The 23,350-nt window shown below is 72.4% G+C and carries 17 protein-coding genes and 1 pseudogene; 9 read left to right on the top strand and 9 right to left on the bottom strand.

Annotation, left to right across the window (positions count from 1 at the left end; all coding sequences use genetic code 11):
* Positions 1 to 112: 112 nt before the first annotated feature.
* Together RS82_RS03090 and nudC are read right to left on the bottom strand one after the other, a co-directional pair.
* The gene (locus RS82_RS03090; RefSeq protein WP_045296841.1) at positions 113 to 1,891 is read right to left on the bottom strand and encodes an ATP-dependent helicase; all 1,779 of its coding nucleotides are present in this window, start codon (positions 1,889 to 1,891) and stop codon (positions 113 to 115) included.
* Positions 1,888 to 2,802, bottom strand: a complete 915-nt coding sequence (nudC, locus tag RS82_RS03085) for an NAD(+) diphosphatase (RefSeq protein WP_045296839.1) — start codon at positions 2,800 to 2,802, stop codon at positions 1,888 to 1,890. The genes RS82_RS03090 and nudC overlap by 4 nt, the downstream gene beginning before the upstream one ends.
* 77 nt (positions 2,803 to 2,879) lie before the next feature.
* Here nudC and RS82_RS03080 point away from each other — a divergent pair, with 77 nt between their 5' ends.
* Positions 2,880 to 4,241, top strand: a complete 1,362-nt coding sequence (locus RS82_RS03080; protein WP_045296837.1) for a phosphotransferase — start codon at positions 2,880 to 2,882, stop codon at positions 4,239 to 4,241.
* A 46-nt stretch (positions 4,242 to 4,287) separates the two neighbouring features.
* Here the strand turns inward: RS82_RS03080 and RS82_RS03075 are convergent, their stop codons facing one another.
* Together RS82_RS03075 and RS82_RS03070 are read right to left on the bottom strand one after the other, a co-directional pair.
* A complete protein-coding gene (locus tag RS82_RS03075; RefSeq protein WP_245619496.1) occupies positions 4,288 to 7,602 on the bottom strand; it encodes an ATP-dependent DNA helicase in 3,315 nt (1,104 codons plus the stop codon).
* A 29-nt stretch (positions 7,603 to 7,631) separates the two neighbouring features.
* Positions 7,632 to 10,853 (bottom strand): ATP-dependent helicase, encoded by a 3,222-nt coding sequence (locus RS82_RS03070; protein ID WP_045296835.1) that lies wholly within the window; start codon positions 10,851 to 10,853, stop codon positions 7,632 to 7,634.
* 181 nt (positions 10,854 to 11,034) lie between these two features.
* Between RS82_RS03070 and RS82_RS03065 the strand changes: the two genes are divergently transcribed.
* Both RS82_RS03065 and RS82_RS03060 read left to right on the top strand, forming a co-directional pair.
* Positions 11,035 to 11,259, top strand: a complete 225-nt coding sequence (locus tag RS82_RS03065; protein ID WP_045296833.1) for a DUF3107 domain-containing protein — start codon at positions 11,035 to 11,037, stop codon at positions 11,257 to 11,259.
* 13 nt (positions 11,260 to 11,272) lie between these two features.
* Entirely contained in the window at positions 11,273 to 11,563 is a 291-nt protein-coding gene (locus RS82_RS03060) for a hypothetical protein (protein ID WP_045296832.1), read from the top strand.
* A 65-nt stretch (positions 11,564 to 11,628) separates the two neighbouring features.
* Here the strand turns inward: RS82_RS03060 and RS82_RS03055 are convergent, their stop codons facing one another.
* A complete protein-coding gene (locus RS82_RS03055) occupies positions 11,629 to 12,342 on the bottom strand; it encodes a ferritin-like fold-containing protein (protein ID WP_045296831.1) in 714 nt (237 codons plus the stop codon).
* A gap of 211 nt (positions 12,343 to 12,553) precedes the next feature.
* Between RS82_RS03055 and RS82_RS03050 the strand changes: the two genes are divergently transcribed.
* The gene (locus RS82_RS03050) at positions 12,554 to 14,089 is read left to right on the top strand and encodes a DEAD/DEAH box helicase (protein ID WP_045296830.1); all 1,536 of its coding nucleotides are present in this window, start codon (positions 12,554 to 12,556) and stop codon (positions 14,087 to 14,089) included.
* Positions 14,090 to 14,196: 107 nt separating this feature from the next.
* Complete coding sequence (locus RS82_RS03045; protein WP_045296829.1) at positions 14,197 to 14,628, top strand: SHOCT domain-containing protein; 432 nt, start codon at positions 14,197 to 14,199, stop codon at positions 14,626 to 14,628.
* 68 nt (positions 14,629 to 14,696) lie between these two features.
* Here RS82_RS03045 and RS82_RS03040 read toward each other — a convergent pair whose 3' ends face one another.
* Entirely contained in the window at positions 14,697 to 15,560 is an 864-nt protein-coding gene (locus tag RS82_RS03040) for a PHP domain-containing protein (protein ID WP_045296828.1), read from the bottom strand.
* An 83-nt stretch (positions 15,561 to 15,643) separates the two neighbouring features.
* Here RS82_RS03040 and RS82_RS03035 point away from each other — a divergent pair, with 83 nt between their 5' ends.
* The 3 genes from RS82_RS03035 (at position 15,644) to RS82_RS03025 (ending at position 19,963) form a co-directional block, all read left to right on the top strand.
* Positions 15,644 to 16,666: an endonuclease/exonuclease/phosphatase family protein gene (locus tag RS82_RS03035; protein ID WP_045296827.1), complete on the top strand. Its 1,023-nt coding sequence runs from the start codon at positions 15,644 to 15,646 to the stop codon at positions 16,664 to 16,666.
* Positions 16,667 to 16,704: 38 nt separating this feature from the next.
* The gene (locus RS82_RS03030) at positions 16,705 to 18,138 is read left to right on the top strand and encodes an aminopeptidase P family protein (RefSeq protein ID WP_045296826.1); all 1,434 of its coding nucleotides are present in this window, start codon (positions 16,705 to 16,707) and stop codon (positions 18,136 to 18,138) included.
* 85 nt (positions 18,139 to 18,223) lie between these two features.
* Positions 18,224 to 19,963 carry a gamma-glutamyltransferase family protein gene (locus tag RS82_RS03025; RefSeq protein WP_045296924.1) on the top strand — a complete coding sequence of 580 codons (1,740 nt, stop codon included), beginning with the start codon at positions 18,224 to 18,226 and terminating at the stop codon, positions 19,961 to 19,963.
* A gap of 6 nt (positions 19,964 to 19,969) precedes the next feature.
* Here RS82_RS03025 and RS82_RS03020 read toward each other — a convergent pair whose 3' ends face one another.
* Positions 19,970 to 21,118: a citrate/2-methylcitrate synthase gene (locus tag RS82_RS03020; RefSeq protein ID WP_045296825.1), complete on the bottom strand. Its 1,149-nt coding sequence runs from the start codon at positions 21,116 to 21,118 to the stop codon at positions 19,970 to 19,972.
* Positions 21,119 to 21,233: 115 nt separating this feature from the next.
* On the opposite strand from RS82_RS03020, the gene RS82_RS03015 reads away from it, so the two are divergent.
* A complete protein-coding gene (locus RS82_RS03015) occupies positions 21,234 to 22,433 on the top strand; it encodes a citrate/2-methylcitrate synthase (RefSeq protein WP_045296824.1) in 1,200 nt (399 codons plus the stop codon).
* On the opposite strand, the gene RS82_RS03010 is transcribed toward RS82_RS03015, so the two are convergent.
* The gene (locus RS82_RS03010; protein WP_045296823.1) at positions 22,409 to 23,107 is read right to left on the bottom strand and encodes an alpha/beta hydrolase family protein; all 699 of its coding nucleotides are present in this window, start codon (positions 23,105 to 23,107) and stop codon (positions 22,409 to 22,411) included. The two genes, RS82_RS03015 and RS82_RS03010, sit on opposite strands and share 25 nt — an antisense overlap.
* Positions 23,104 to 23,350: pseudogene (locus tag RS82_RS21630) on the bottom strand (hypothetical protein); the annotation flags it as partial. The pseudogene RS82_RS21630 and the gene RS82_RS03010, both read right to left, overlap by 4 nt.

Raw genomic sequence — 23,350 nt, 5'->3', positions numbered from 1 at the left:
CACCGTCGCGACAGTGACCCCTCGTGGCCGGTGGTCGCGGCGCAGCTGCTCGGTCGTCCCGTCGAGAGCGAGCCTTCGGTGCTCTGGGAGGCGGGGATCGTGGCCGGACGCCTCATCGCGGAGCGCGCGCGGAACCCCTCGGCCGACCGGACCCGGTCGGTGATCCTGCGCGCCGGGTCGCTGCACCGGCACGTGAGGTCGCACCGCCCGCACGCAGAGTGCCGTTGCCGATCTCTCGCAGGAACCGCGACGGCTGCCGCTCCCGTACGCCTCGAGCCCATGACAGCGACAGCGTTCGCCCAGCCCGCGTGATGCCGACGTACGCGAGGCGCCGCTCCTCGTCGACGTGCTCGAACGTGGTGGCGTACGAAATCGGAAGGAGGCCCTCCGCGACGCCGATGAGGTGAACGTGCTCCCACTCCAGGCCTTTGGCCGCGTGCAGCGTCGCAAGGGTCACCGTCCGCATCGCGGGCTCGTCGTGCGCCTTGGCCCGGGCGGTGAGCTCGTCGGCGAACGCTCGGAGGGTGGTCCCCTCGGGCGCCTCCTGGGCGAGACGCAGCAGCGCAGCTCGTGCCTCCCAGGCGTCACGGAGGGCGCCGCCCGCTTCGGGCGGCTCGTCCGTGAGACCCCGCGAACGAAGGATGTCGCGCACCGTGTCGACGAACGCGCTCTCGATGGGTGCGACCGAGGCCGCACGCAGTTCCATGACCGCCTGCCGCACCTCGGGCATGTCGAAGAAGCGGCGGCCGCCGAGGACCGTCGTCGCGATCCCCGCGTCGGAGAGGGCGGCGACGAGCTCCGCGGACTGCGCATGCGCGCGGTACAGCACGGCGATGTGGCGCGGGTCCGCGCCGTCTGCGATCTGCGCCGCGATCCGCGCCGCCACCGCGCGCGCTTCGTCCCGGTCGTCCTCGAACGCGGTCACCGTCGGAACGGGGGCAGAGCCGGCTCCGGCGTCGCGATCGGCGGCCGCTGAGAGGTGCAGCGCGCCGGGACGCCCGCGCATCAGCTCGTTCGCGACCGCCAGGATCGGGGCATCCGATCGATAGTTCGTCTCGAGGCGCACGACGCGGGCACCCTCGTAGCGCGACGGGAAGTCGAGCAGGTACGCGGCGTCGGCGCCGGCGAACGAGTAGATGGTCTGGCTGGCGTCGCCGACGACGCAGAGGTCGCGGCGATCCCCCAGCCACAACTCGAGCAGGCGATTCTGGAGCGGCGAGACGTCCTGGAACTCGTCGACGGTGAAGTGGCGGTACTGCTCGCGAACGGCCTTGGCGACCTGCGGCTCGGCCTCGAGCATGCCGGCGCAGGCGAGCAGCACGTCCTCGAAATCGAGCTGACGGCGTTCGTCCTTCAGCTTCTCGTAGGCGTGTTGCAGCGCCACGACGCGCTCGACGCCGAGGCGACCGACGCCGTTCGGGCGGGCCGCCGCGTACGCGTCGACGCTCAGCATCGAGACCTTGCGCCACTCGATCTCGGACGCGACGTCGCGCAGGGTGGCGACGTCGGGCGCGAGCCCGATGCCGTCCGCCGCGTGGGCGAGCATCCGCACCTTGTTGTCGATGATGCCCGGAGCGCTGTCACCCGCGAGCGTCGGCCAGAAAAAGTTGAGCTGTGCCAGAGCGGCCGCGTGGAAGGTGCGGGCCGACACCCCGCCGACACCCATCGCCCTCAGACGCCCTCGCATCTCACCGGCGGCCTTCGTCGTGAAGGTCACCGCCATGACGCGCCCCGGCGAGTATGCGCCGGTGTCGACGCCGTGGGCGATGCGGTGGGTGATGACGCGGGTCTTACCCGTGCCGGCGCCGGCCAGCACCGCGACGGGTCCGCGCAACGCGGTCGCCGCTTCGAGCTGATGCTCGTCGAGCCCTGCGAGGGCGCCGGCGCTCACACTCGCTCCGCGTGCCAGTCGGCGATGAGCCGGTGCGCGATGGACGCTCGCCCGGGCAGCACGACGTCGCCGTCGCCGGCGAGCGCCCGGCCGATCTCGTCGCGCGTGAACCAGCGGACCGCAGCGATCTCCTCGCCGTCCGCGCGCGCCATCGCGTCGTCGCGGGATTCGGCGAGGAAGCCGACCATGAGCGAGCGCGGGTACGGCCAAGCCTGGGATCCGCGGTAGGTCACCGTGCCGACGTCGATGCCGGACTCCTCGGCCACCTCGCGGCGCACGGCCGCCTCGAGCGACTCGCCGGCTTCGACGAACCCGGCGAAGCAGGAGAACCGGTCCGCACCCCACAGGGCGTTCGAGCCGAGGAGCAGCAGATCGGGGTCCGCGATGCTCGTGATCGCGACGATCACCGCTGGATCGGTGCGGGGGAAGTGCTGCCGCCCGCAGTTCGGGCATCGGCGCGACCAGCCCGCGTCTCCGAGGATCGTGCGGGTGCCGCACGCCGGGCAGAACGGGGCGTCGATGAGCCATCGTCCAAGGCTCAGCGCCTCGACGAACGCGCCGGCGTCGAGAGGCGTCAGCAACGCCCCCACCGTGCGCAGGCCCGCCCATCCTGACGGGGCGGCGAACAGCTCGTCGTCCTGCGTCGCGAACACCGCGGCGAGCAGGGCTGCGCCGTCCTCATCACGCCCGAGGAAGGCCCACTCGGCTCCGTGTGGAACGCTCGCCGGGGTGCGCCATTGGAGGGCGTCGGGTGCGGCGAGCGGCGCGGAGTCGCCGACGACGACCAGGACGCGGGAGTCGGCATCCGTCTTCGCCGTCTCGAGGAGGCCGCGAATCAGCCTCTCATCGGCCGCGCGATCAAGTCCGGGCTGCGCCAGCGGATTCAGGCTGGTGCTGTCGGGCGCCGTCATCGAACATGCTCCCCTTCGTCGTTCAGGGCCGGGCGTGGCGCGGGGACGGACGAGCGCGACCGACCTACCCTGGGCACATGGCACGCTCACCCCTCACTCTAGCCGCGTCGGTCACGTCGGCTCTCCCGCGGGTCGGCGTCGTCGGAGTCGGCGCCCTCACCGAGAGAGCGGCCGGCCGATTCGACGCGGCGGTCGCGGATCTCGACGATGGGCGCAGGGTGGTCGTGCGTGTCCCTGCCGACGCGTCGTCCGCTCCCGAACTCGCCGCGGAGGTGCGCGCGCTGCGCGCACTCACTCCCGGCGTGCGGGGCCTGCTCCCTTTCCGCGCGCCTGAGCTGCTGGGCGAGGCGGGCCTCGGAGACACGCGTGTCGTCGTCGTCGACTTCCTTCCCGGCTACCGCGTCGATGCGGCCCACCTTCCGCCCGGACGCGGCGCGGCGACCTCGCTGGGAGCCTCGCTCGCAGCACTGCACGCACTGCCCCACTCGATCGTCAAGAGCGAGGGTCTGCCTGCGCGCACCCCGCAGCAGGTGCGCGCCGACGTCACCCGCTTGATCGAACGCGCTGTCGCGACCCGCCGCCTGCCCGTGACTCTGGCCGAGCGCTGGCACCGGGCCGCCGACGCCGACGAGCTCTGGCGCTTCGAGTCCGCCGTCGTGCTCGGAGGCGCGGGGGCAGCGTCGTTCCTCTTCGAGGATCTCGACGGCGTGCCGACCGTGACCGGACTGCTCGAGTGGCACGGGCTGTCGATCGGCGACCCTGCGACCGACCTGCAGTGGCTCGCGTCGGCCCCCGACGCCGCTGACGACGTCTACGCCGCCTACGTCGCCGACAGCGGCCGCGCTCCCGACGCCCGGGCGCGCGAGCGCGCGCGCCTGTACGCCGAGCTCGAATTCGCGAAGTGGCTGGTGCACGGCCACGACGTCGACCGCGACGACATCGTCGCCGACGCCGTCGAACTGCTCGAATCCCTCGCCGGCGGGGTCGCCGGCGACGACATCCTCTCGGCGGACTCACTCGACGTCGACGACGCGATCGCCCTGCTCGAGCGCACGCCCGGCGCCGGTGCGCCGACCATCGACACGTCGATGCAGACCGACGCATACGACCCCGAGGAGCTGGCGCAGTGGGTCGCCGACGAGGACGACGCGCGACGGGAGACGGGGCCGGTGCCTCGTGCGCCGGAGTCCTTCGACACGCAGGAGATCACCGCAGATGAGCTCGCCGCCTTCCGGCCCGTCGATCTCGACGCGGCCCCGGTGGAGCTGCCCGCGATCCACCCGGACGACGACCTCTCCACCGCGCCCATCACGCTGCCGGCCGGCACCGCGGCGAACGCACCGGGTGCGCGTGACGACGACCGCGACGGCGGACTGGATGCCGCCGCCGAGGCGGAGCGCGCGTCCGAGGCGGCGCTGCGCCGCTGGCTGGCCGACTGAGGCGGCGCCGCGCCAGGGTTCGCGGCGTGGGCGACGCCTCGCGGACTCAGCTCCGCAGGATGACGTCCTCGGCGACGTAGTAGAGCGCGACGTCGATCTCGTCGAGCGGCACGCCGTGCTTCGAGTGATAGGCCTGGCGGTAGAGCTCGAGCTGCAGCATCCGTTCGTCCTTCTCGGCCGAGGTGCGCGGCGCGACGCCTGTCTTCCAGTCGACGATCTCGATGCGCCCGCCGCGGTCGTCGCGCCGGTACACGGCGTCGAGCTTGCAGATCACGATGTGCGGCAGGCCGTCAGGGCCGATGGTGGTGAAGTCGATCTCGGTCTCGACCTCGATCGGCTGCAGCGCGGCCCACTCCGACGCGAGGAAGCGTTCGCGCAGGGCAGCCAGCGCGGCGGCGTCCTCGACCGAGGCCTCCGTCCCCGGAAGGTCCTCGTCCGTCTCCCACAGCGCGTCATCGAGCGAGCCGCCGAGCCCCGCGTGTCCTGAGCGCTGCTCGACCCAGGCGTGGAACAGCGTGCCGAGGCGGGTCTGACGGAAGGGTCGCTCCGGCATCGGCCGCGCGATGCCGGCGAGGGTGCCCTCAAGGTCGGCCACGTATTCCTTGTAGCGCGAAGCCGCGATGCGCGTCGGCGCCGTGTGCACCGGGCGGGCACGGCGCGCCTCGCGCTCAGCGAGCAGCAGCGCGGCCTGGGGATCGATCCCCGCACGCGGTGCGTCGAGCGCTGCCTCGACGGTGCCCGCCGCGACGGCCACCGCCGTGCGGCGGGCACCCAGCGGATCGATCGGCCACTGGAGCACGCGCCGCTCCCCCTGATACGGGTCGTCGCCGGGCTCGTCTTCCGGCAACGGCACCTCGAGCGCCTCGGCGATCTCGGCGAAGAACGTGCTACGGGTGCGCGGGCGCTTGGTGCCCGACCAGGTCGCACCGGTGAGCAGCAGGTGATCACGGGCGCGGGTGACCGCGACGTATGCGAGGCGGCGGTCCTCTTCGAGCTGCCGGGCACGGTTCGCCTCGACGAACGTCTCGATCGCCTCCTTGAGCGCCTGCTGCGTGTCGGCCGACTGCCAGCCGAGCGCCGGCAGCCAGGCGGAATCACCGCGGAATGCGTACGGCAGGACGCCGAACCCGAGCCACGCCTTGGTGTCGCGCGGAGCGCTCGGCAGCTCGTCCTTGACGAGACGCACGACCGCGACGGCGTCCCACTCGAGGCCCTTCGACCCGTGGATCGTGAGCAGCTGCACGACGTCGTCCTCGGGCGGCTCGGTGCGCGGCGCGAACTCGTCCAGTTGCTCGGCGTGGTCGAGCCACGCGAGCAGGCTCGACAGCGACCCGGTCTCGTCAGCGGCGAGGAAGGCGTGCACCTCGTCGACGAAGGCCCGCAGCTGTGCCGATGCGACGCGCGCGGGCCCGCGTGACTCGTTCGCGGCGAGCTCGATGTCGAGGCGCAGCTCCAGCTCGATCAGTCGCACCAGCTCGGGGATCGGCATGCCGCCGGCCTGCCGGAGTCCCGCGAAGACGGATGCCGCGTCGCGCAGCCGCTCCCGCGCCTCGGGTGTGAAGCCCTCGAGCCAGCCGTGATCCGGCTTCTGGCGCAGCACGAAGTCGAGCGCGTCGACGAGCGACCCGTCATCGTCGCCCGCGCTGGCCCGGATGCGCTCGACCACCTCGGGTGCGAGAGGTTGCAGCGCGGTGTCGTGACGTGCGAGGCGGCGGGACAGCGCCACGAGCTCGCGCAGGTCGGGGAGGCCGATCGCCCACCGTGGGCCCGACAGCAGCCGGATGAGCGCCGAGCCCGCGGACGGGTCGCTGATGACACGCAGCGCGCAGACGACGTCGACCACCTCGGGAGTCGAGAGCAGGCCGCCGAGTCCGAGGATGCGGTGCGGGATGCCGCGGCGCCCGAGCGCATCGCCGAAGCGCACCATGTGCTTCTTGCTGCGGAAGAGGATGGCTCCGGTGGTCGATCGGCCGCCGTCGGCACGCCCGGCGCGCACCCGCGCGAACCACTCCGCCACCCGGTCGGCCTCGGTGTCGAGGTCGGCGTCGAAGCCCAGCTCGACCACGCCGACAGGGGCTCCCGGTCGCGGCTGCAGCTCTCCGACCGTGACGGAAGCCGACGCCGCGAGCGGCGCGAGCACCGCGTTCGCCGCCGTCAGCACCGCGGCGCTGTTGCGCCAGCTCGTGAGCAGCGAAAACTGCGCGCATGCCGCGCCCGGCGCGAACGCCGCAGCGAAGCCGCCGAGGTTGCCCGCGCTGGCGCCACGCCAGCCGTAGATCGCCTGGTGCGGATCGCCGACCGCCATCACCCCGGTGCCGGCGAAGAGCGTGGCCAGCAGATCCGTCTGCACGACGGAGGTGTCCTGGTACTCGTCGAGCAGGACGACGCGGTAGCGGTCGCGCAGTTCGTCGGCGACCGCGCGGTGGCCGGCGACCACCTCGAGCGCGCCCGCCACCTGATCGGAGAAGTCGATGACCCCGAGACGGAGCTTCTCGGCGGCGTACTCGCGAGCGAGGTCGGCGAGCAGCGCGAGCGCATCGACGCGGTCGGCGGCGTCGGCCACGTCGGCGTAGACCGTGGTGCGCCGATTGGTCGACGGCAGCTCGCGCACGGCACCGAAGCGCTCGGGGAATGCGGCGAGAGCGTCGAAGTCGACGAGGTTGTCGACGCCGTCACGGGCGATCCGCAGCGCTGCGTCGACGATCGTGCGCACCGCCTCGCCCCGCTCCTCGAGGCGCGGGTCGTCGGAGGCGAACACGACGCGACGCATGAGCAGCCAGGCCGCGGACTCCGAGAGGACGGCGGCCTCGGCATCCCGGCCGATCCGGAGCGCGTGCTCGCGCACGATCTGGTCGGCGAAGCTGTTGTAGGTCGCGACGCTCGGCCGGTGCAGCAGCGCGTCGTCGACGGAATCCTGCGGGATGGCGTCGACGGCGTGCGCGAGCGCGTCGAGCAGACGGTGTCGCTCCGCCGTCGAGCGCGCCCCATCGACGCCGGAGCGCTCGAGCTCGCCGAACACTTCGAGCCGTCCCTCGTCCGCGAGTGCGGGCAGCGACGGCAGCAGGCCGCGGCGCTCGAACTCGCCCAGGCGCGCGAGCCGCTTCTGGATGCGCTCCGCGAGCTCGCCGGCGGCCTTGCGGGTGAACGTGAGGCCGAGCACCTCGTCGCGGCGGACGATGCCGTTGGCGACGAGCCAGACGACGCGGGCGGCCATCGTCTCGGTCTTGCCGCTGCCGGCGCCGGCGACGACGAGCGCGGGCGCCATGGGCGCCTCGATGACCGCGATCTGCTCGTCGGTCGGCGGGAACTGCCCCAGTGCGGACGCGATCACGCGTGCCGACAAGATGGGGGGCGGGGACACGGCCTGCGTGTCAACGGGCTGCGCGATGGTCACGAGGCGCTCACCGCACCCACGGTGTGGATCCGGCACAGTCCGTACGAGTGCTCGTCGCGGCAGTGCTCCTCGTACGGTGCCGTGAAGGTCTCGCCGCGCATGACCGCGACGGCCGTGCGGATGCGGCCGACGAACGCGTCACGACGCTCGTCGTCGAACGGCGGCTGCCACGGTGTGACGTAGTCCGACCTGGTCGCGGTCGGCCGCAGCACGAGGAGCTTCGCGCCACCGGGCGCATGGCCGTTCGCCTCCGGGATCGCGCCCGATTCGAAGGCCAGCTGGTATGCGCCCAGCTGGGGGTTGTCGAGCACCTTGGCGTCGGTCTGCGGCTCGCGCTTGCCGGTCTTGAGATCCATGATGACGACGGTTCCCTCCGGCGTGAGCTCGACGCGATCGATGTAGCCCGAGAGGATGACGCGGTGCTCAGTTGCCTCGGGGGCGGCCGCCTGCGGCTGGTCCTCCATCGGGATCACGACCTCGAAGTGCGGCTCGGCGCCGATGAGCCTGCCGCCGGCGTCGTCGAAGCGTCGCAGGTAGAGGTGCAGGCGCCGCACCAGGTCGCGTGCACGGGTCTGCTCGGCGCGGTCGCGCCACGCGGCCTCGAACGTCAGCTCGCCCCAGCGCGACTCGACCTCGGCCCACAGTCCCGCTTCATCGTGATCGGCCGCGTGCTCGAGCGCCGCGTGGATGATCGTGCCGAGGCCGGCGGTGGTGCCCCCCGGGTCGCCGCCGAGATCGGCGATGACCCAGTTGAGCTCGCACTCCTCCAGGGCGTGCAGCCGGGAGGGTGAGACGCGGATGTCCTCTCGCGAGAGATCGCGCAGCGGGCCGGTCGACGTCGGCCCGGCGACGCCGTACCACTCGCGCGGCGACGCGCCCGGCACCCCCGCATCCGCCAGCAGGGCGAGCTGCTCCGCGGCGCGGGCCGCAGGCGCGGCGAGCGGCCCCGGGGCGGCGGCTGTGCGCGGGCCTGCGGCAGTCAGGGTGCGCCGGTGCCGAGCCACGAGTCCGCGAAGCGACACGGGGTGGTCGAGCTCGAAGGGCTCCGGATCCGGCAGCAGCTCGAAGAATACGCTCGGGCCCGTGTCGTCGTCATCGACGGCCGTCACGATCACGCGGGCCGTTGCCCGCGACAACGCTCGCGCGAGCAGGCGCAGCTCGTCGTGCATCGCCCCGCGGCGGCGGTCGAACGCACCCAGCGTCTCGCCGTCGGCGCGGGTGGCGGCGTCCGCGAGCCGCCACGTGTCGAGAAGGCTGCCGCGCAGTCTCGTGTTCGGCCAGACACCGTCCTGCACGCCGGCCACGACCACCGTGTCGAACTCGAGGCCGAGGGCTCCGGCCGGAGTCATGACGCGCACGCTGTCGTCGCGCGTCGGCGCTTCGAGACGGTCCTCGGCGACGCCGCTGTCGAGGATGGACCGGGCGAACACACGCGGATCGGCGTCGAGCGAGCGCTCGACGAATCGTTTCGCGGCCTGGAACAGCGCGACCAGGGCGTCGAGGTCGCGGTGCGCCTGCTCGGCCAGCGGGCCGTTGCCGCGCGCGAGCTCGCCCCACGAGCGCTCGAGTCCGCTGCGGTCCCACGCGGTCCAGAGCAGCTCGTGCGCCGTGGCACCGCGCTCGAGGTCCTCGCGCAGCACCTCGAGCGTCCGCGCCAGCGATGCCGCGCGCCGGGCCTCGCGCGTGTCGAGCAGGTCGAACTCGAGCGGCCGGCGCATCGCCGAGAGCACGAGGTCGCGACCCGAGCGCTCGGCGACGCCCGCGCCATCGTCGCTCTCCACGGCGACCCGGCTGCCCGTGGCCTCCGCCTCGCCCTCGAAGACCCGCCGCAGCTCGGCGTGCCGCAGTGCCGAGCGCAGCCGGCGGAGCTCGATCACGTCGAGGCGTCCGTAGGTGCCGACGAGCGCCGCAGACACCTCCTCGAACGTCCACTCGTCGCGCGACGCGAGCTCGATGAGCCTCAGCAGGTCGGCGACCGGCCGCACCCCGCCGAGGGCGCGCCCCGGGCCGCTCGAGCGCGCCGGCACCTCTCGCGCCGACAGCTCCGCCTCGAGCGCCGCGACCTGCCGGGTGTCGTGGGCGATGACGGCACAGCCGCTCCACGGCACGCCGTCGTGCACGTGGCGCTCGCGGAGCACCCGCGCCACGGCGTCATACTCCTCGGCCGCGGAGCGCAGAGTCAGCACCCGCACGGACTCGTCGGCTGCGGCACCCGATGCCGCACCGCGGTGGGCCACGACGCCGACCGCGCCGATGCGCTGCGTGACCCGACCTACCAGCTCGCGCTGCCACGCACTCCCGCGATGGCCTTCGGTGAGCACGTGGACGGCACCCAGTGACGCCGCGAGCCGCGCGAAGTTCTCGGGCGTCGCACCGCGGAACGTTCCCGACCCGACGTCGGGATCGCCGAACGCGAGCACCGCGGCGCCCCGGGCGCCGACGGCCTCGAGCAGTTCGATTCCGCCGAGGGTGAGCTCCTGTGCATCGTCGACCATGACCACGCGCACCCGGTCGACGGCAGGGCTTCCGGCCGGCGCCGTGCGAAGCAGCCCGACGGCTTCGCGGACCAGACCCGCCGCGTCCCGGTGTGCCCCCCGCATGGCGGCGCGCACCTGAAGGTATTCGCCGAAGAACGACGCCAGCGACACCCAGGCCGGCAGCTCGTGACGCTCGCCGAGCTCGCGGAGGCGCCGCGGCTCGATGCCGAGGGTGGTGCACTCGGCGAGGAACGTCCGCACCTCGGTCCGGAACCCGGCCGTGCCCCGGATCGCCGGGCCCAGCCAGTCCGGCCAGCGGACGGCGCCGGCCGCCTCATCCTCGTCGTCGCCCTCGAGCAGATCGCGGATGATCTGGTCCTCGTCGCCGCCGGTGAGAAGCTGCGGCGGATCCGCGTCCGCCGCGACGGCGTGCGCTCGAACGACCTGGAACGCGTACGAGGCGACCGACCGCGCGAGCGGCCCGGTCGTCGCCACCCCGACCGCGAGACCGAGGCGGTCGCGCAGAGCCGTCGCGGTCTGCCGCGACGGGGTGAGCACGAGCACGGCATCGGGATCGACGCCGGCCTGGATCACGGCTGCCACGCGCGCGATCAGCGTCTCGGTCTTGCCGGTGCCGGGTGCGCCCACCACGACGCCCGAAGCCTGCGGAGGCAGCGCCAGCACGTGCCGCTGCGCGGCGTCCGGGGTCCACGCCGCACGATCTGCCCTGCCCGAAGTCACCCTCCGACGCTAGCGCGAGGGCGCGACATCGGCCGTTCGCCCAGAGCGTTCCGGCGGCGGGCGGATGCCCCTGCGCGGTGTCGTAGAGTTGCCATGCGTCCGGGGACCCTCAGCCTTTCCGCCAGGAGGAGCCCTCAGCCATCTGGCACACAACTATCGCCCCGCGCAGGAGGTCAGTCACGTGGAGATCCGCATCGGCATCGCGAACACCGGCCGCGAGCTCAACTTCGAGACGAACGAGCCGGCGGCAGACGTGAAGAAGTCCGTCGCCGCAGCGCTCGACGCCGGCGCCACGCACGTCACCTTCGCCGACGCGAAGGGGAACTCGTACATCGTCCCCACCGCGGGCCTCGCGTACATCGAGCTCGGCTCGGAAGAGTCCCGCCGCGTCGGCTTCGTCGCCTGAGCGGACCCGGGGCATGCAGATCCTCATCGCGTTCATCGTCGGCGCGGTCGTCGGCATCGGCATCCACTTCCAGCTGCACCAGCGCCTGACGCGCGGGGTCGTCCTGGCGCCGATGATCGGCGCCGTGTCGGCCGGTGCGGCGTGGTCGATCCTGACGTGGCTCGGTGTGGGGATCGACACGCCGTGGCCGTGGCTCGCGGCGCTCATCGTCCCGATGGTGGTCACCTACCCGGCGATCACCCTCACCTCTCGCGCGCGCGTGGCCCACGACGCGCGCGAGAAGGCGCGCCTCGGCATCGGCTGATCGCGCTCGGCCGGGCGCGCCCGAACCCCGCCGCGATCGGGGGCACGAAGCATCCGTTCGGCGTGTCAGGCCGCCAGGCCCATGGCGTCCATGCGCCGCGAGTGCGCGGCCATGAGCTCGGTGAAGACGGGCTCCACCTTCTCCTCGGCCACCGGGCCGAGGTCGGTCGGCCGCAGCGCGGCGCGCGCGATGAGCAGGGTGTCGCCGACGAGGCGGCGCCCCCACAGCGCCAGCAGCGATTTCCATTCCGGGTCGCTCGCGATGGCCTGGGAGATCAGCTCGACGATGGCCTGGCGGTCGTCATCGGCCTGCAGGATGTGCGCCACGCGGTCGCCCGTCTCCCCGTAGCTCGCCGACAGCGCCAGGTAGAAGTCGTCGAGCATGCCTGCGGTGATGTGCACCGACAGCATCGTCTCCTGCGGTCGCACGCCGTGCGTGGCCGCCCGGAAGGCGTCCAGGGGCTCGCGGAACGGCCGCATGATCTCGGTGGGGTCGTCGCCGCGTTCGCGGATCAGCGCGACCAGCGCCTCGTGCTTGGTGAGAGCCGCGCCGGCGGCGCGGGACACCGCCTCCTTCTCGCCCAGCTCGGGGGTCGACTGGATCAGCTCGGTGAGCGTCTCGAAGAAGCTGAGCTGCAGATAAGCCGCCTGGCCGAGGAAGGTGTCGATGTCCGGGGCGAGCTCCTCGAAGTCGACGCGATTGCCACCGCTCAGCTCGTCGCGCGAGCGCAGCTGCAGCCTGCGCCCCGTTTCGCGACGCTGCCAGAACCACTTCACCATGGACGAAAGCCTACGAGGGGACAAGCCTCCACGCTCGCGCCGGGGTCCTCCGGTATCGTGGGTGTCGTCCCCGGCGTCGGATCGGGGCGCCCGCGCCTGTGGGAAAGAAGGGCGTGGATCGCACTTCCGCCCGCGCGGCGACCGCTCTGAGTCGTCGGACGCGCCAGGGCATGAACCCAGGCAGCATCCCACTGCCGGACAGGCACACATCGTGACGACCTTCGCCGAACTCGGCGTTGATCAGGACATCGTCGACGCGCTCTCCGCAAAGGGCATCGTGGACGCGTTCCCCATCCAGGAGCAGACCATCCCCCTCGGCCTTCCCGGCCAGGACATCATCGGCCAGGCCAAGACCGGCACCGGCAAGACCTTCGGCTTCGGCATCCCCGTCGTCCAGCGTCTCGGCGCCGACCCGGCCCCCGGGGTCAAGGCGCTCATCGTGGTCCCGACCCGGGAGCTGTGCGTCCAGGTCTACGAAGACATGGACATGCTCACCTCGAACCGCTCCACGAGCGTCGTCGCCATCTACGGCGGCAAGGCCTACGAGGGCCAGATCGACCAGCTCAAGGCGGGCGCGCAGATCGTCGTGGGAACCCCGGGCCGCCTCATCGACCTCAACAACCAGCGACTTCTGGACCTCTCGAACGCGACCGAGGTCGTGCTCGACGAGGCGGACAAGATGCTCGACCTCGGGTTCCTCCCCGACATCGAGAAGATCTTCTCGAAGGTGCCCGCCATCCGTCACACTCAGCTCTTCTCGGCGACGATGCCCGGGCCGATCGTCGCGCTGGCGCGCCGGTTCATGTCGAACCCGATCCACATCCGCGCGACGGATCCCGACGAGGGCCTCACGCAGGCCAACATCAAGCACCTCGTCTACCGGGCGCACTCGCTCGATAAGGACGAGATCATCGCCCGCATCCTGCAGGCGGAGGGCCGCGGCAAGTCCGTGATCTTCACACGCACCAAGCGCGCCGCCCAGAAGCTCGTGGACGAGCTGAACGACCGTGGCTTCAACGCGGGCGCGGTCCACGGCGACATGAGCCAGGAGTCGCGGGAGCGCTCGATGGCGGGCTTCAAGGCCGGCAAGAAGGACGTGCTGATCGCGACCGACGTCGCCGCGCGCGGCATCGACGTCGACGACGTCACGCACGTCATCAACCACACGATCCCCGACGACGAGAAGACGTACCTGCACCGCGCCGGCCGCACCGGCCGCGCCGGCAAGACCGGCATCGCAGTCACGTTCGTGGACTGGGAGGACCTGCACAAGTGGGCCCTCATCAACCGCGCCCTCGAGTTCGGCCAGCCCGAGCCGGTCGAGACCTACTCGTCGAGCCCGCACCTGTTCTCGGACCTCGACATCCCCGCGGGCACGAAGGGCCGCATCGTGACGGCCCCGAAGACCCAGGCCGTCCGCGTCCAGCCCGAGAGCGCGGCGGATGCCGCCGCCGAGGTCGAGACGAACGGCCAGGCTCCGCGGAGCCGGCGCCGGCGTCGCCGGTCGGGCTCGACCGAGCGGGTCGGCTCCACGTTCCAGACCGGCGAGGCGGGTGCTGCCGGGTCGCAGGAGCACGGCGCGCCCGGGAGCGCGGACGGCGACCGCTCCACCGACGGGGGCGGAACCCACGACGGCGGGGGCAAGGAGCACCACGACGGCAAGCCCGCTCCGCGGCGCCGTCGCCGCCGTCGCGGCGGCAGCGGTGGCGGGTCGACCCCCGCGGGTGGCGCCGCCGTCGGCGCCTGAATCCGTCTTCTCCTGTCGCGGCGCCGTCATCCGGCGCCGCGACAGCGCTATGGTGAGCGCTGACGGCGCACAGGGCGCCGGTACCTCGCATTCACGAAAGGCACACGATGCGCATCATCGAGGCCGTGACCACCGGTTATGAGTACCAGGGCTTCTGGGGCTCCTTCTGGGACATCATCTGGTGGTTCCTCTGGATCTTCTTCTTCATGGCGTACCTGTTCGCGCTGTTCGCTGTGATCGCCGACCTGTTCCGCGACCACAAGCTGAGCGGCTGGTGGAAGGCCGTCTGGATCATCTTCCTGATCTTCGTGCCCTTCCTGACGCTGCTGGTCTACCTCATCGCGCGCGGGAACGGCATGGCCAAGCGCAGCGCGAAGGAGGCCTCGGAGCTGCAGAGCGCACAGGACGCCTACATCAAGTCCGTCGCGGGCGCAGGCCCCAGCCCGGCCGACGAGATCGCCAAGGCGAAGGGTCTCCTCGACGCCGGCACGATCACGCAGGCCGAGTACGACGCGCTGAAGGCCAAGGCCCTCGGCTGACCGGCACCGTGCCGATCGTCACGATCTGATCCGCGGCATCCGCGGTCACGGAGCGCCCTCGTCCGCCCTCACGGGTAGACGGGGGCGCTTCCCGTCGCGCGGGCGATGATGCGCCCCACCATCTCGTCGGTGGTGGTGTTCTCGCCCGGCTGGTTGGGCTTTCCCAGCCCGTGGTAGTCGCTGGAGCCCGTCACGACGAGGTCGCGCTCGCGGCACAGGTCGCGCAGGGTCGCGAGCGCGGGGTCGCGGTTCTCGCGGTGACCCAGTTCGAAGCCCGCGAGGCCGGCGTCCAGCATCCGTTCCATCACGCGCATGGGAAGCAGGCCTGCGCGCCCGGCCGGATGCGCGATGACCGCCACTCCCCCGGCGCCCGCGACGAGTCCCACCGCGGTCACCGGGTCGGGCGCGTAAAGGGCGACGTAGTAGTCGCCCCGCGGGCTCAGGATGCCCGCGAACGCCTCAGCGCGATCGCGGACGAGTCCCCGTGCCACCAGAGCGTCGGCGATATGCGGCCGGCCCACGGTCGCGGCATCGGTGGTCTGCTCGAGGATGTCGTCCCACACCAGGTCGTAGTCGCGCGCGATGCGGTCGGCCATCAGGCGGGCCCGATCCAGCCGCGAGGACCGGATGCGCGCGGTCTCGGCTCGCAGCGCCGGCTCGTCGGGGTCGGGCAGGTACGCCAGCACGTGGACGCTGCGCCACTCGTGCCGCGCCGACAGCTCCATTCCGGGAAGGAACGTCATGCCGAGGGATGTCGCGGCCTCCGCGGCCTCGGCCCAGCCCGACGTGGTGTCGTGGTCCGTGAGGGCGGCCGTGCGAACCCCGTGCCGGTGGGCGGACGCCATCACCTCGGCGGGTGGCTGCGTGCCGTCGGAGTTCGCCGAGTGCAGATGCAGGTCGCTCGGTCCTTCGAACCGCTGCAGTCTGGGCATCCTCCGAGCGTAGCGCGGCGCGAAACGCGCGACGCCCGCGCGCGCTGACGGATCTCACAGCCTGCTCGCATAGAGTCGCGGGCGTGCTTCGCCTGCTCGGGATCCTCTTCGCCGTGCTGTGCGCCATCGCCGCCGCGGTGCTGACCTTCCCGGGTTTCTTCCGTGTCGAGCGCATCTATCCCATCGCCCAGATCGTGTCGTTCCGAGGCCTCCTCGCCCTGGCGTTCGCCGGCGCGGCGCTGTTGGCGCTCCTCCTCTCGATCGCCCGCCCGATCCGCGCGTTCGCGTTCTCGATCGCGGTGGTCGCGGGGCTCGCCACCGTCGCGAATGTCGCCGTGCTGTCGTCGCGCGGCGGGCTGGGCAGCGACCCGCTCCCGGCGAAGACCGAGTCGTCCATCCGCATCATGACGTGGAACACCGCCGGCGCCGCCACGCCGCCCGAGACGATCGCGAAGATCGCCGTCGCGATGGACGCCGACATCGTCGCGCTCCCCGAGACGACCATCGAGACCGGAGAGAGCGTCGCCATCGCGATGCGCGACCTCGGCCACCGCATGTGGGCGCACCACGCCTCCGACCCGTCGACGGAATGGGACGCCGGCTCGACGACGCTCCTGATCTCACCCGAGCTCGGCGACTACGCCGTGATCGAGTCCTCGCTCGACGGCAGCAGCAACACCTCGACCGTGCCCAGCGCGGTGGCGATGCCGGTGTCGGGCGACGGACCCACCGTCGTGGCGGTGCATGCGGTCGCCCCGCGCCCCAGCTACATGCAGAACTGGCGCGACGATCTCCAATGGCTGGCCGACCAGTGCGGCGACGGCAACGTGATCATGGCCGGCGACTTCAACGCCACGGTCGATCACATGTCGGGTCTCGGGCTCGACGGTGCCACGCTGGGCCACTGCACCGATGCCGCAGCCGAGACGGGCAACGGCGCGCTGGGAACCTGGTCGGCCGACATGCCTGCCATCCTCGGCGCCCCGATCGACCACGTGATGGCGACGCCGCAGTGGCGGGCCACGGGCTCGCTCGTCCTGCGCTCGCTCGACGATTCCGGGTCCGACCACCGCCCGCTCATCGTCCAGTACGACCCCGCCGGCTGAACTGTCCGCGCTCCCACGCGCGTGCGAGACTGGGAGGCATGAGCAGCGCAGCCAGCGAGCAGTCCCCCGGCGCCACGAGCACCACCGAGACCTCGACCCCGACGTCGACCAGCACGAACCGCCGTCAGCCGTACGGGCAGGGCTTCCTCGACACCATCTCGACCGGATGGGCCGAACGCCCGGAGTCCGCTCCGCCGGCACGCCCGCAGGCAGCCTTCACGGCTGCGCGGCGTGACGCGGTTTCTGCCGCCTTCCCGGGCAAGCGCCTCGTGATCCCCGCGGGCGAGCTCAAGCAGCGCAGCAATGACACCGACTACCCGTTCCGCGCGCACTCCGCCTTCTCCCACCTGACGGGCTGGGCGTCCGACGCCGAGCCCGGCGCCGTGCTGGTATTCGAGCCCCGCTCGTCAGGCGGCCACGACGTCACGCTGTACTTCCGCGAGCGCGCCGACCGCACGACGAGCGAGTTCTACTCGGATGCCTCGATCGGCGAGTTCTGGATCGGCCCCCGGCCCGCCCTTGCCGGCGTCGCATCCGACCTCGGCCTCGCGACGGCGCACATCGACGACTTCGAGGCCGGCGACGGGGATGTCGTGCTCGACGAGGACGACGACCTCACCCGGTTCGTCTCGGAGCTGCGGCTCGTGAAGGACGCCTACGAGATCGGTCAGATGGAACTCGCCGTCCAGGTCACCGCGTCCGGTTTCGACGACATCGTCGCGAACCTCCCCGCGATCGTCGAGCATCCCCGCGGCGAGCGCGTCGTGGAAGGTGTCTTCCACCAGCGTGCGCGCAGCGACGGCAACACCGTCGGCTACGACACGATCGCAGCGTCCGGCCCCCACGCGTGCTACCTGCATTGGACGCGCAACGACGGCGCCGTCGTCCCCGGGGACCTCATCCTCATCGACGCCGGCGTCGAGGTCGACAGCCTCTACACCGCCGACATCACACGCACGCTGCCGGTGAGCGGCCGCTTCACGGACGTGCAGCGCAAGGTGTATGAGACCGTGCGCGAGGCGGCCGACGCCGCGTTCGCCGTGGCGAAGCCTGGCGTGAAGTTCCGCTCGATCCACGAGGCGGCGATGCAGGTCATCGCGACGCGTGTGGCCGAATGGGGTCTCCTTCCCGTCACCGCCGAGGAGGCGCTCGACGCCGAGAACGGCGGCCACCACCGGCGCTACATGGTGCACGGCACGAGCCACCACCTCGGCATCGACGTGCACGACTGCGCGCAGGCGCGCCGCGACATGTACTACGACGGCATCCTCGAGGCGGGCATGGTCTTCACGATCGAGCCCGGCCTGTACTTCCAGATCGACGACATCACCGTTCCCGAGGAGTACCGCGGCATCGGCGTGCGCATCGAGGACGACATCCTCATGACCGCCGACGGACCGGTCAACCTGTCTGCCGCGATCCCGCGCACCGCCGACGAGGTCGAGGCCTGGATCGCCCGCGGCGGCCGCTGAACGCCCTCATCGGTCATCGAGCGTGTCGAAGTACACCGCCCCGTCGTCCTTCACGACGCGTCCGACCCTGACGGGCACGTTCGGTATGGCCGCGTCCACGCACTGGATCGCGACCGCGACCGCGCAGGCCGTGCTCGAACGGGGCGGCAACGCCTTCGACGCGTCGGTCGCCGCGGCCTTCGTCCTGCACGTCGTCGAGCCCCACCTCAACGGGCCCGGCGGCGATCTCGTGGCGATCTTCCAGCCGGTGGATGCCGCCGCCCCGACCGTGCTGATGGGCCAGGGCCCGGCGCCCGCCGGCGCCACGATCGAGCACTACCGCAGCGAGGGTCTCGAGCTCACGCCCGGCGCCGGAGGCCTCGCGTCCGCGGTGCCCGGCGCCGTGGACGCATGGCTGCTGCTGCTGCGCGACCACGGGACATGGGAGCTCACCGACGTCCTCGCGTACGCCATCGGCTATGCGCGCGACGGGCACCCGCTCGTGGCGGGCGCGGCCGCCACGATCGCGCGCGTCGCCGAGCTCTTCCGCGAAGGCTGGACGACATCCGCCGACCTGTGGATGCCCGGGGGCGAGATTCCGGTCGCCGGTCAGATCATGCGGAACCCGGCCTACGCCGAGGTGCTCGACTCGCTGGTCCACGCGTCGTGCACCGTGCGCGACGACGGGCCCGTCGGACGGGCCGCCCGCATCGACGCCGCGCGGCGCGATTGGAAGACCGGGATCGTCGCGCACGAGGCGTCCGCGTTCCTGTCGCAGCCGCACCGGCACTCCGGCGGCGGCCTGCACGCGGCGGTCATCACCGCGGACGACTTCGCGAGCTTCGACGCCGGCTACGAGCCCGCGATCACGCGGGAGTTCCGCGGCCGCACGATCGCGAAGGCCGGCGCGTGGACGCAGGGCCCCGCGCTGCTGCAGACGCTGGGCCTGCTCGAGCCCCTCGCCGACGACCTGCTCGACCCGTCGCAGGAGGAGGGCGCGCACACGATCCTCGAGGCGCAGAAGCTGGCCTACGCCGACCGCGACGCCTGGTTCGGGGACGACGACGTCGACCTCGACGCGCTGCTGTCGGCCGACTACCTCGACGCGAGAAGGTCGCAGATCACGTCGCAGGCCTCGGCCGAGTTCCGCCCGGGTCCGCTGGCGGGGCGTACGCCGTTCCGTCCCCCGCTGCGCACGACCTACGACGCTCCCACGGTGGGCACGGGCGAGCCGACCGTCGCCAGAACCGGCGAGACGCGCGGCGACACGTGCCATCTCGACGTCATCGACCGATGGGGGAACATCGTCTCGGCGACTCCCTCGGGCGGGTGGCTGCAATCCTCGCCCACCGTCCCGGCGCTGGGGTTCTGCCTCGGAACGCGTCTGCAGATGACATGGCTCGAGCCGGGGCACCCGTCTTCGCTCGTCGCAGGGAGGCGCCCGCGGACGACCCTCACACCCACGCTGGTGCTTCGGGACGGCACGCCGGAGTTCGCGATCGGCTCCCCCGGCGGCGATCAGCAGGACCAGTGGCAGGTGCTTGCCCTGCTGCGCATCATCGTCGGCGGCTATACGCCGCAGCAGGCGATCGATGCGCCCGCGCTGCACACCACTTCGATGCCCGAGTCCTTCTGGCCCCGCACCTGGACGCCCGCCGGCGCCGTCGTCGAGAACCGGCTGGGCGACTCGCTGATCGAGGGGCTCGAGCGCCGCGGCCACCGCGTCACACGAGCGGGCGACTGGGCGCTCGGCCGCGTGTCGGCCGTCGGACGGGATGCCGCCACCGGCGTCCTGTGGGGTGCGGCGAACCCGCGCGGGATGCAGGGGTACGCCGCCGGACGATAGTCCCGATCAGGCCGCCGCCACTCGGACCGCGGGTCCCACGTAACGCGACGACGGCCGGATGATCTTCGGGTCGTGCGCCTGTTCGAGGATGTGAGCCGTCCACCCGATCGTGCGCGCGACCGCGAACGTCGGCGTGAACATCGAGCGCGGGATCCCGCACTGCTCCATCACCAGCGCCGCCCAGAACTCGACGTTCGCATGCAGCTCACGGCCGGGCTTCGCATCGGCCAGCAGCCGCTCGGCGCTCTGCTGGAACCGCAGCGCGAGCTCGACACGCGGCCCGCCCGTGCGCAGGGCGACGCGCTTCATCAGCTCGGCGCGCGGGTCCGCGGTGCGGTACACCGCATGACCGAACCCCATCAGACGCCGCCCCGCCGCGAGCTCGCCGCGGATCCACGAGTCGATGCGGTCGTCGGCGCCGACGGCATCGAGCCCGTCGAGGGCACGGGACGGCGCGCCCCCGTGGAGAGGTCCGGTGAGCGCTCCGAGGGCGCCGACGAGGCAGGCGGCGACGTCGGCCCCGGTCGAGGCGATGACCCGGGCGGTGAAGGTGGAGGCGTTGAAGCCGTGATCCATGACCGCGATCAGGTAGGCGGTCAGAGCGCTCTCGGTCGCCTCGTCCGGAACGAGTCCGGTGACCTGCCGGAGGTAGTTCGCGACGACGCCGCGGCCCTCCAGCACGGGCAGCTCGCGCTCTCCGCGACCGCGCCGCCAGAGGGCACCGACGAGCATCGGCGTGGCGGCGGCGAGGGCGATCGCATCGTCGAGGCGTTCGTCCTCGTCGAGATCGTAGAGAGGACGGATGCCGCGCCTCGCGCCGAGCAGCGGCCAGGCGGCCGCGAGCCCGGCGAGCACCTCCGGCGTCGCCGTCGACACCGCGTCGACGACGGGGTCGAGGTCGCCGCGCCGCCGGATGGTGGCATCGGCGACGCGGGCGGCGAACCCCGGGCGCGAGGCATCCGTCGCGTCCTGTCCGGTGACGAGGAGCTGCCAGGCGTCTTCGAAGCTCCCCGTCTCCGCCAGCTCGATCGCCGACCGATCCCGGTACTGGTAGAAGCCCTCCGCCCCGCGGACGTCGCTCACGGTGGTCTCGGCGACGATCACGCCGGCGAGGCCGCGCGGCGCGTCTGTCGGGGTGAGGCGTGTCGTCGTCATGTCGGCTCCTTGCTCGAGGGTTCCGGGAAGTCGACCGCGCCGTGGGCGGTCGGTCCCGCTACACTCAGTGTCGGAACTTGATCCTGCTTTCGTCAATCTTGATCGGATCAACATCGTGAGCGACCTTCCCCGGCTCACCGCGGCTGAGGCCGCGGCCCGTCTCGGCGTCAAGCCGGAATCCCTGTACGCATACGTCTCACGGGGACTGCTGTCGCGGGAGCGCGATGCCGCGGGCTCGTCGTTCGATCCGCTGGAGGTCGAGGCGTTCTCGCGCCGGCGCCGACGCTCTCCGAGTGCTGTCCCCGGCTCGCCGGCTCCGGGCACCCCGCTCATGGTGCTCGACACGAGACTCGCCCACATCGAGGACGACGAGCTGCACTATCGCGAGCGATCCACCGCACGACTCGCCCGCGAGTCGACGTTCGAGGAGGTCGTGAGGTGGCTGTGGGACGTACCGGCACTGCGCGCCCCGTCGCCCGCCGATCTCGCCGTCGCGCGACGCACGATCGACGCCCTGGGCCCGGAGGCGCCGCCTGTGGACAGGCTGGTCGTCGCGGTGGCGGCTCTCGCTGCCGGCGATCCCCTGCGCGACGACCCCGATCCGTCGCAGCTGGTGCGCGTGGGAGCGCGGCTCGTCACCGGCCTGCCCGCCGCGCTCGCCCCCGCCGACCAGCCCGCGGGCGTCGCGCGGACGCTGTGGCGCGCGCTCGCTCCGCGCGATCTCCCCGGCGGACCACGACTGCTCGATGCGGCACTGGTGCTCGTCATCGACCACGATCTCGCCGTGTCGACACTCGCCGCGCGTGTCGCGGCATCGGCCCGCGCCTCCGGATATGCCGTCGTCACCGCGGCGCTCGGCGCGTTCGATGCACCCTTGCACGGCACGGCGAGCCGCGCGGCCGCGCAGCTCGTGCGCGCCGTCCGCGACGGCCGAAGCCCGTCGCTCGCCATCGCGCGCGCCGTGCGGGACGGCGGCCGCGGGATCCCGGGGTTCGGACAGCCGCTCTATGCCGCGGGCGACATGCGCGCGACCGTGCTCCTCGAGCTGCTGAGGGACGCGACGGACAGCGCGGACATCCTCGCCGCGGTCGACGCCGTCTGCGATGAGGTGGCTCGCCGCGCCGACCTGCGGCCGAACCTCGACCTCGCATTGGCCGCGCTGACCCTCTGGGCGGACATGTCCGACGACGCCGGATCGGTGATCTTCGCGATCGGACGCATCGTCGGCTGGATCTCGCACGCGGTTGACGAGTATGACGAGCGCCCGATGCGCCTGCGACCCCGAGGGCGTTACGTCGGTCCTGCTCCCGAGTGAGTCCGGCGCAGCCAGTCCGCGACCACCGGTGCGAGATCGGCCGCGATCTCGGCAGGAGGGCGTTTGCGCCCCTTCACTTCGAACGAGTGGCCGCCGCCGTCGATCCAGGCGATCGCGGCGACCCGGCACGACGCGACGGCGGCTTCGAGCTGTTCGTGGGGGTCGATGAAGGGGTCGTTCGTCCCTTCGACGAAGAGCTGCGGCTGCGGCACGTCGGGCAGGTGCGAGGTGCGGGCCTTGTCGGGGCTGCCCGGCGGATGCAGCGGGTAACCGAGGTACACCAAGCCGACCGGATCGATCGCGCCCTCCGCCGCCGCCATCGACGCCATGCGCCCGCCGTACGACTTGCCCATCGCGAACACGGGGGCGCCCGCGGCGCGCTCCGCCAGCTCGGCATGGACCGCCGCCCACGTCGCGATCGCGTGCGCCGCGGGTCCCGGCATCCGTCTGCCCGCCTCTGCGTACGGGAAGTTGAACCGCAGGGTGGCTACGCCCTCCCGTGCCAGGGCGTCGGCGAAGCCGGTGAGGAACGGATGCCGATACCCCGCGCCCGCACCGTGCGCAACGGCCGCGAACGCCCATGCCGACGACGGCATGACCAGGTCGGCTGATACCTCGGCGTTCCCGCTCGGGAGCGCGACGGCGATCCGCGAGGAATCCCCGTCTGCGTTCATGCGCGCTCGCTGTCGTCCGCGCGTACCGGGTCCGCTTCGTCCTGCCCCGCGGCTGTCGACGGTTCAGGTTCGGCGGCGTCCCCGGGGTGCGCGCCGGGGTCCGGAGCCACGGCGTGCGCATCCGGCGCGGATTCGTCGCCGGGTTCGCCCTCGGCACCCGGCTTCGCCGCGACCCGCTCGCCGTATCTGGGCGGCTCGGTGGAGTGAGCGGCGGGGGCTGGGGCGACCGGCGCCGTCGGTGGG

It is taken from the genome of Microbacterium trichothecenolyticum (assembly GCF_000956465.1).
Lineage (GTDB): Bacteria > Actinomycetota > Actinomycetes > Actinomycetales > Microbacteriaceae > Microbacterium > Microbacterium trichothecenolyticum.
The sequence above is the reverse complement of the archived record's forward strand: the minus strand, read 5'-3'. Positions and strand labels throughout refer to the sequence as shown.

Coding starts and splice junctions, on each gene's coding strand:
- nudC (WP_045296839.1), bottom strand. CDS start 2,802: ATGACGGCGCCCGACAGCACCAGCCTGAATCCGCTGGCGCAGCCCGGA.
- RS82_RS03080 (WP_045296837.1), top strand. CDS start 2,880: ATGGCACGCTCACCCCTCACTCTAGCCGCGTCGGTCACGTCGGCTCTC.
- RS82_RS03060 (WP_045296832.1), top strand. CDS start 11,273: ATGCAGATCCTCATCGCGTTCATCGTCGGCGCGGTCGTCGGCATCGGC.
- RS82_RS03055 (WP_045296831.1), bottom strand. CDS start 12,342: ATGGTGAAGTGGTTCTGGCAGCGTCGCGAAACGGGGCGCAGGCTGCAG.
- RS82_RS03045 (WP_045296829.1), top strand. CDS start 14,197: ATGCGCATCATCGAGGCCGTGACCACCGGTTATGAGTACCAGGGCTTC.
- RS82_RS03040 (WP_045296828.1), bottom strand. CDS start 15,560: ATGCCCAGACTGCAGCGGTTCGAAGGACCGAGCGACCTGCATCTGCAC.
- RS82_RS03030 (WP_045296826.1), top strand. CDS start 16,705: ATGAGCAGCGCAGCCAGCGAGCAGTCCCCCGGCGCCACGAGCACCACC.
- RS82_RS03025 (WP_045296924.1), top strand. CDS start 18,224: ATGGCCGCGTCCACGCACTGGATCGCGACCGCGACCGCGCAGGCCGTG.
- RS82_RS03020 (WP_045296825.1), bottom strand. CDS start 21,118: ATGACGACGACACGCCTCACCCCGACAGACGCGCCGCGCGGCCTCGCC.
- RS82_RS03010 (WP_045296823.1), bottom strand. CDS start 23,107: ATGAACGCAGACGGGGATTCCTCGCGGATCGCCGTCGCGCTCCCGAGC.